The 8837-nt window shown below is 69.9% G+C and carries 1 protein-coding gene; it reads left to right on the top strand.

Annotated features, from left to right (window positions below):
• The coding region (locus ABZ370_RS43775; protein WP_358634121.1) for a type I polyketide synthase at positions 1 to 8837 on the top strand (8837 nt) is incomplete at both ends.

The raw sequence follows: 8837 nt of genomic DNA, 5'->3' as shown, positions 1-8837 counted from the left end.
TACGAGGCGTATCCGGTGTTCGCCGATGCCTTGGACGAGGTGTGTGCGCACCTGGATCTGTATCTGGAGCGGCCGCTGCGGGATGTGCTGTTCGGGGATGACGCGGCTGTACTGGATCAGACCGGGTTTACGCAGCCTGCGTTGTTCGCGGTTGAGGTGGCGTTGTTCCGGTTGGTCGAGGCGTGGGGGCTGACGCCGGACTTCCTCTCCGGGCACTCCATTGGCGAGCTGGCCGCCGCGCATGTGGCGGGTGTGCTCTCGCTTGACGACGCGTGCACGCTGGTGGCCGCTCGCGGTCGGCTTATGCAGGAGCTTCCGGCCGGTGGCGCGATGGTCGCGCTGCAGGCGTCGGAGGACGAGGTGCTGCCGCTGCTGGATGAGCGGGTGAGCATTGCCGCGCTCAACGGGCCGTCGTCCGTGGTCGTCGCGGGTGACGAGGACGCTGTTGTTGAGGTTGCTGCGTCGTTCGAGGCGCAGGGTCGGAAGACCAAGCGGCTGACCGTCAGCCACGCGTTCCATTCGCCGCGTATGGACGGGATGCTGGAGGCGTTCCGTGAGGTGGCGGAGGGGCTGTCGTATGCGGCTCCGCGTATTCCGATCGTTTCCAACCTGACGGGTGAGCTGGTCTCCGCTGAGGAGATCGCGACTGCTGACTTCTGGGTGCGGCATGTCCGGGAGGCTGTGCGCTTCCTGGATGGCGTGCGGGCGTTGGAAGCACAGGGTGTGACGACGTTCGTCGAGCTGGGTCCCGATGGTGTGCTCTCGGCGATGGCGCAGGAGTGTGTGACCGGCGAGGATGCCGCGTTCGCCGCCGCGCTGCGCAAGGACCGTCCCGAGGCCGAGGCGCTGTTCTCGGCCGTCGCGCGGGCGCATGTGCGTGGAGTGACGCCGGACTGGACGGCCGTCTTCGCCGGGGCCGGCGCGCGGCGGGTGGAGCTGCCGACGTATGCCTTCCAGCGCCAGCGGTACTGGGCCGACGCCCCGGCCCCGGCGGCTGTGGTGGCGGAGGCCGGGTCGGGTTCTGCTGTTGATGGGCGGTTCTGGGATGTGGTGGAGCGTGGGGATGTAGCCGCGCTGGCTGCGGAGTTGGAGGTGGACCCGGGGCTGTCGTTGGGTGAGGTGCTGCCCGCGTTGTCGTCGTGGCGGCGGCAGGAGGCTGTGCGTTCGGCGGTGGATGGCTGGCGTTACCGGGTGTCGTGGAAGCCGGTGACGGAGCGGTCGGCTGCTGCTGGGGTGTTGGGTGGTTGCTGGGCGGTGGTGGTCCCGGCGGGTCAGGCCGAGGGCGAGTGGTCTGCGGGTGTGGTGCGGACGCTGGCCGGGCGTGGTGTTGATGTGCGCGTGGTCGAGCTGGGCGCTGTGGACCGGGCCGGGGTGGCGGATGAGCTGCGTACGGTCGTGGGCGACGGTGCGGTGACGGGTGTGGTGTCGCTGCTGGCCCTGGCGGACGACGACGATGGTCTGCTGCGTACGGCCGTCTTGACGCAGGCCCTGGGCGATGCGGGTGTCGGTGCGCCGTTGTGGGTGGCCACGCGGGGTGCGGTGGCCGTGGGTCGTTCGGACGGTGCGGTCAGCCCGGTGCAGGCGCAGGTGTGGGGTCTGGGCAGGGTGGCGGCGTTGGAGCTGCCGGAGCGTTGGGGTGGTCTGGTCGATCTGCCGGAGTCGGTGGATGAGCGTGCGCTGACGCGGTTGGCGGGTGTGCTGGCCGGGGTCGGTGGCGAGGATCAGGTCGCGGTGCGTGCGTCGGGCGTGTTCGGACGTCGGCTGGCGCGGGCGGCCGCGCCCGCCTCGTCCTCCGACGGGTCCTGGTCGCCGGGTGCCGGTACGGTCCTGGTGACCGGCGGTACGGGTGCGTTGGGTGCGCATGTGGCGCGGTGGCTGGTGGCGAGTGGTGCCGAGCATGTGGTGCTGACCAGTCGTCGTGGGCTGGAGGCTCCGGGTGCGGTGGAGCTGCGGGATGAGCTGTCGGCGTCGGGTGCGCGGGTGACGGTTGCCGCGTGTGATGTGGCGGACCGTGACGCGCTCGCGGGGCTGCTGGCCGGGCTTCCGGCGGAGCTTCCGCTGACCGCCGTCGTCCATGCGGCCGGTGTGCTCGACGACGGCGTTGTGGACACGCTGGACGCCGAGCGACTGGAGCGGGTGCTGCGCGCCAAGGCTGTCTCCGCGCAGAACCTCGATGAGCTGACGCGTGCGCTGGACCTTTCGGCGTTTGTGCTCTTCTCGTCGATCAGTGGTTCGGTGGGTACGACCGGTCAGGGCAATTACGCGGCGGCCAATGCGTATCTGGATGCGTTGGCTGAGCGTCGGCGTGCCGAGGGTCTGCCTGCCACGTCGATCGCCTGGGGCCCGTGGGCCGAGGGTGGTATGGCTGCGGACGAGGCGCTGGAGCGGCGGATGCGCCGTGACGGGGTGCCGCCGATGGCGTCCGAGTCGGCGCTCGCAGCTCTCCAGCGGGCGCTGGATCTCGATGACGTCGCCGTGACGGTCGCGGACATCGACTGGGAAAGCTTCGCCCGCACCCTCACCGCCGTCCGACCGAGCCCGCTGATCGCCGACCTACCGGAGGTCGGGACGCGTGGCGTGTCCGGCGCCGAGACCGGGCAGGTCGTCACCGACGCCAACTCCGCCTCGCCTCTCGGCGAGCGACTGAACGGCCTCCCGAGGGCCGAACAGGACCGTGAGCTGCTGGAGTTGGTGCGCGCGCAGGTCGCGTCGGTGCTGGGGCATGGCGGGGCCGAGGCGGTCGAGGGCGGGCGTGCCTTCAAGGAGTTGGGCTTCGACTCGCTGACGGCCGTTGAGCTCCGTAACCGGTTGAACGTGGCGACTGGGCTGCGGTTGTCCGCCACGCTGATTTATGACTACCCGAACGCGGCTGTCCTTGCCGATCATCTGCGTACCGAGCTGCTGGGTGTGGATGTGGCGGTGGCCGGTGGTGTGGTCGCGCCGACGGTTGCGGTGGCTGACGATCCGATCGCGATTGTGGCGATGAGCTGCCGTTTCCCGGGTGGGGTGCGTTCGCCCGAGGAGTTGTGGGAGTTGCTGTCGGCGGGTGGGGACGCGGTTGCGGAGTTCCCGTCCGACCGTGGCTGGGACCTGGCCGGGATTTACGACCCGGACCCGGAGCGTCAGGGGACGTCGTACACGCGTGAGGGCGGCTTCCTGTACGACGTGGCCGACTTCGACGCGTCGTTCTTCGGGATCTCGCCGAGGGAAGCTCTTGCGATGGACCCGCAGCAGCGGTTGTTGCTGGAGACGTCGTGGGAGGCGTTCGAGCGGGCGGGCATCGATCCGGCCACGGTGCGTGGTCAGCAGGTCGGCGTCTTCGCCGGAACCAACGGACAGGACTACCTGTCGCTGCTGATGCAGGCGCCCGAGGGCCTGGAAGGCCATTTGGGCACGGGCAACGCGGCGAGTGTGGTGTCGGGCCGGGTGGCCTATACCTTTGGCCTGGAAGGGCCTGCCGTCACCGTCGATACGGCGTGTTCGTCGTCGCTGGTGGCGTTGCATATGGCGGTGCAGGCGCTGCGGAGTGGTGAGTGCTCGATGGCGCTTGCCGGTGGTGTCACGGTGATGTCCACGCCGGAGGCGTTCGTCGACTTCAGCCGTCAGCGTGGGCTGGCTGTGGACGGGCGTATCAAGGCGTTCGCGGCCGGTGCGGATGGCACGGGCTGGGGTGAGGGCGTCGGCATGCTGCTGGTGGAGCGGCTGTCGGACGCGGAGAAGAACGGCCACCCGGTGTTGGCGGTCGTGCGTGGCTCGGCGATCAACCAGGATGGTGCGTCGAATGGTTTGACGGCGCCGAATGGTCCGTCGCAGCAGCGGGTGATCCGTCAGGCGCTGGCGGGTGCGGGGCTGTCGGCCGGTGACGTGGATGTCGTGGAGGCGCACGGTACGGGTACGACGCTGGGTGACCCGATCGAGGCGCAGGCGCTGTTGGCCACGTACGGGCAGGAGCGGTCTGACGGTCAGCCGTTGTGGCTGGGCTCGATCAAGTCGAATATCGGTCACACGCAGGCTGCTGCTGGTGTTGCGGGCATCATCAAGATGGTGTTGGCGATGCGGCATGGTGTGCTGCCGCAGACGTTGCATGTGGACGAGCCGTCGCCGCACGTGGACTGGTCGGCGGGCGAGGTGTCCCTGCTGACGGAGCGGGTGGAGTGGCCGGAGACGGGCCGCCTGCGCCGTGCCGGTATCTCCTCGTTCGGCATCAGCGGTACCAATGCGCACACCATCATCGAGCAGGCCCCGGTCCCGGCCCGTTCGGCCGCTCTGGCCGAGGAGCCCGAGGCGCGTGAGCTGGCCGCGTTGCCATGGCTGCTGTCGGCGAAGGACGGGCAGGCTCTGCGCGCCCAGGCCGTTCAGCTGGCCGCCCACCTCCGGGCCCATCCCGAACTGACCGCGACCGACCTTGCCTTCTCGCTTGCCACCAGCCGCGCCACGCTGGAACAGCGTGCGGCGCTCGTCACCACTGACCGTGAGACGTTCCTCGCGGGTCTGGACGTGTTGCAGCGGGGCGAGTCCGAGGTGCCGGGCCTGATCGAGGGCTCGGTCGCCGAGGGCAAGGTGGCGTTCCTGTTCACGGGACAGGGGAGCCAGCGGCTGGGTATGGGGCGTGAGCTGTATGACGCCTTCCCGGTGTTCGCGGATGCGTTGGACGAGGTGTGCGCGCATCTAGACCTGCACCTTGAGCGGCCGCTGCGGGATGTGCTGTTCGGGGATGACGCTGAGGCGCTGGATCAGACGGGGTTCACTCAGCCTGCGCTGTTCGCGGTTGAGGTGGCGCTGTTCCGTCTCGTCGAGGCATGGGGTGTGCGGCCCGACTTCCTCTCCGGGCACTCGATCGGTGAGTTGGCTGCCGCGCATGTGGCGGGTGTGCTCTCGCTTGACGACGCGTGCACGCTGGTGGCGGCGCGTGGGCGGCTCATGCAGGAGCTTCCGGCTGGTGGCGCGATGGTCGCGGTGCAGGCCTCGGAGGATGAGGTGCTGCCGCTGCTCGGTGAGCGGGTGAGCATTGCCGCCCTCAACGGGCCTACGTCGGTGGTCATCGCGGGTGACGACGAGGCTGTTGTTGAGGTGGCGGCGTCGTTCGAGGAGCAGGGTCGTAAGACCAAGCGGCTCACGGTGAGCCATGCTTTCCATTCGCCGCGTATGGACGGGATGCTGGAGGCGTTCCGTGAGGTGGCGGAGGGGCTGTCGTACGAGGCCCCCCGCATTCCGATCGTGTCCAACCTGACCGGGACGGTCGTCTCCGCTGAGGAGATTACGACTGCCGACTTCTGGGTGCGGCATGTCCGGGAGGCGGTGCGCTTCCTCGACGGCATCCGCACTCTTGAGGCTCAGGGTGTGACGGCGTTCGTCGAGCTGGGCCCCGACGGTGTGCTCACTGCCATGGCGCAGGAGTGTGTGACCGGCGAGGATGCCGCGTTCACCGCCGCGCTGCGCAAGGGGCGGGTGGAGGCTGAGTCGGTGACGGCTGCCCTCGCCGCGTTGCAGGTTCGGGGCGTGGCCGTGGACTGGGAGGCGTTCTACGCCGGGGCCGGTGCGCGGCGCGTGGAGCTGCCGACGTATGCCTTCCAGCGTCGGCGTTACTGGCTGGATGTGCCGACGGCCACCGCCACCTCCGGTGCCACGGCACTGGACGCGGTCGATGCCCGTTTCTGGGCGGCGGTGGAGCGCGGGGATCTGGAGTCGCTCGCGGCGACGCTGGGCCTTGGTGCCGAGGACAATGGCGCGCTCGAAGCCCTGTTGCCGTCGATTTCTTCGTGGCGGCGGCGGCAGTCGGAGCGTTCGACCGTGGACGGCTGGCGTTACCGGGTGTCGTGGAAGCCGGTCACCGACCGTGCTATCGCTTCCCTGAGCGGTCGTTGGCTGGTCGTCGTACCGGCGGGGTCGGTCGAGGATATGTGGGTCGCCGGTGTCGTGCGGATGTTGCAGGACCGTGGTGTCGACGTGGCGCAGGTCGCGTTGGCTGCCGATGAGGACCGTGCCGCGGTGGTGGCTCGGCTGACCTCGGCCATCGGCGACGATGCCGTGACCGGTGGTGTGGTGTCCCTGCTGGCCCTGGCGGACGGCGGCGATGGTCTGCTGACCACGGCCGCGCTGACGCAGGCCCTGGGCGATGCGGGTGTGGGCGCGCCGCTCTGGGTGGCCACGCGGGGTGCGGTGGCCGTGGGGCGTTCGGATGGTGCGGTCAGCCCGGTGCAGGCTCAGGTGTGGGGTCTGGGCAGGGTGGCGGCATTGGAGTTGCCCGAGCGTTGGGGTGGTTTGGTCGATCTGCCCGCTGAGGCTGATGAGCGTGCGTTGGCGCGGCTGGCCGAGGTGCTGGCCGGGGTCGGTGGCGAGGACCAGGTCGCGGTCCGCGCGTCGGGCGTGTTCGGACGCCGACTGGTGCAGGCCACCGCGTCGTCCTCCGACGGCTCCTGGTCGCCGGGTGCCGGTACGACTCTGGTGACCGGCGGCACGGGCGCCCTGGGTGCGCGGGTGGCGCGCTGGCTGGTGGCGAATGGCGCCGGGCATGTGGTGCTCACCAGCCGCCGGGGACTCGACGCCCCCGGCGCCGCCGAGCTGCGGGACGAACTCACCGCTGCCGGCGCCCGGGTGACCGTGGCCGCCTGCGATGTGGCCGACCGTGACGCGCTCGCGGGGCTGCTGGCCGGGCTTCCGGCGGAGCTTCCGCTGACTGCCGTCGTCCATGCGGCCGGTGTGCTCGACGACGGCGTACTGGACTCGCTCACGGCCGAGCGGTTCGCCTCGGTGCTCCGGGCGAAGGTCGACGCCGCGTTCCATCTGGACGAGCTGACGCGTGAGCTGGATCTTTCGGCGTTTGTGCTCTTCTCGTCGATCAGTGGTTCGGTGGGCGCGGCCGGTCAGGGCAATTACGCGGCGGCCAATGCGTATCTGGATGCGTTGGCTGAGCGTCGGCGTGCCGAGGGGCTGACTGCTACGTCGATCGCCTGGGGCCCGTGGGCCGAGGGTGGTATGGCTGCGGACGAGGCGCTGGAGCGGCGGATGCGCCGTGACGGGGTGCCGCCGATGGCGCCCGAGTCCGCGCTCGCAGCTCTCCAGCGGGCGCTGGATCTCGATGACGTCGCCGTGACGGTTGCGGACATCGACTGGGACCGGTTCCTCGGCGGGTTCACCGCCGTGCGGTCGAGCGTGCTGTTCGGCGAGCTGCCTGCGGCGCGTCCGGTGTCGGACGGCGCGGGTGCGCCGCGTCCGGCTGCCACCGCCGGGCCCGGGACGCTGGCCGAGCGGCTGGCCGGTCTGACGGAGACGGAGCGTGCGCAGACGCTGCTGGAGTTGGTGCGTGCGCAGGTCGCGTCGGTGCTGGGGCATGGCGGGGCGGAGGCGGTCGAGGGCGGGCGTGCCTTCAAGGAGTTGGGCTTTGACTCGCTGACGGCCGTTGAGCTGCGTAACCGGTTGAACGTGGCGACTGGGCTGCGGTTGTCCGCCACGCTCATTTACGACTACCCGAACGCGGCTGTCCTTGCCGACCATCTGCGTACCGAACTGCTGGGCGCGGATGTGGCGGTGGCCGGTGGTGTGGTCGCGCCGACGGTTGCGGTGGCTGACGATCCGATCGCGATTGTGGCGATGAGCTGCCGTTTCCCGGGTGGGGTGCGTTCGCCCGAGGAGTTGTGGGAGCTGCTGTCGGCGGGTGGGGACGCGGTTGCGGAGTTCCCGTCCGACCGTGGCTGGGACCTGGCCGGGATTTACGACCCGGACCCGGAGCGTCAGGGGACGTCGTACACGCGTGAGGGCGGCTTCCTTTACGACGCCGGGGACTTCGACGCGTCGTTCTTCGGGATCTCGCCGAGGGAAGCTCTGGCGATGGACCCGCAGCAGCGGTTGCTGTTGGAGACGTCGTGGGAGGCGTTCGAGCGGGCGGGCATCGATCCGGCCACGGTGCGTGGTCAGCAGGTCGGTGTCTTCGCCGGGACCAATGGACAGGACTACCTGTCGCTGCTTGAGCGTGCGTCCGAGGGGCTTGAGGGACACTGGGGCACCGGCAATGCGGCGAGTGTGGTGTCGGGGCGGGTGGCGTACACCTTCGGGCTGGAAGGTCCGGCGGTGACGGTGGACACGGCGTGTTCGTCGTCGCTGGTGGCGCTGCATATGGCGGTGCAGGCGCTGCGCTCGGGTGAGTGCTCGATGGCGCTTGCCGGTGGTGTCACGGTGATGTCCACTCCCGATAACTTCATCGACTTCAGCCGTCAGCGTGGACTGGCCGCCGATGGGCGTATCAAGGCGTTCGCGGCCGGTGCGGACGGCACCGGCTGGGGCGAAGGCGTCGGCATGCTGCTCGTGGAGCGGTTGTCGGACGCGCGGCGGAACGGCCACCCGGTCCTTGCCACCGTGCGCGGCTCCGCGATCAACCAGGACGGTGCGTCGAATGGTTTGACGGCGCCGAACGGCCCGTCGCAGCAGCGTGTCATCCGGCAGGCGCTGACCAGCGCCGGGCTGACGACCGGCGATGTGGATGTCGTCGAGGCGCACGGTACGGGTACGACGCTGGGTGACCCGATTGAGGCACAGGCGCTGCTGGCTACGTACGGACGGGACCGGTCTGACGGCCAGCCGTTGTGGCTGGGGTCCATCAAGTCCAACATCGGCCACACGCAGGCCGCTGCTGGTGTTGCGGGCATCATCAAGATGGTGATGGCGATGCGGCACGGTGTGCTGCCGCAGACGCTGCATGTGGATCAGCCGTCGCCGCACGTCGACTGGTCGGCGGGTGCGGTCTCCCTGCTGACCGAGCGGGTGGAGTGGCCGGAGACCGGCGGTCCGCGTCGCGCGGGCGTGTCCGCGTTCGGCATTAGCGGTACCAACGCGCACACCAT

Source organism: Streptomyces sp. NPDC005962, from assembly GCF_040629205.1.
Taxonomy (GTDB): Bacteria; Actinomycetota; Actinomycetes; order Streptomycetales; family Streptomycetaceae; genus Streptomyces.
Note: the sequence above shows the minus strand (reverse complement) of the source record. Positions and strands in the feature narration are given on the sequence as shown.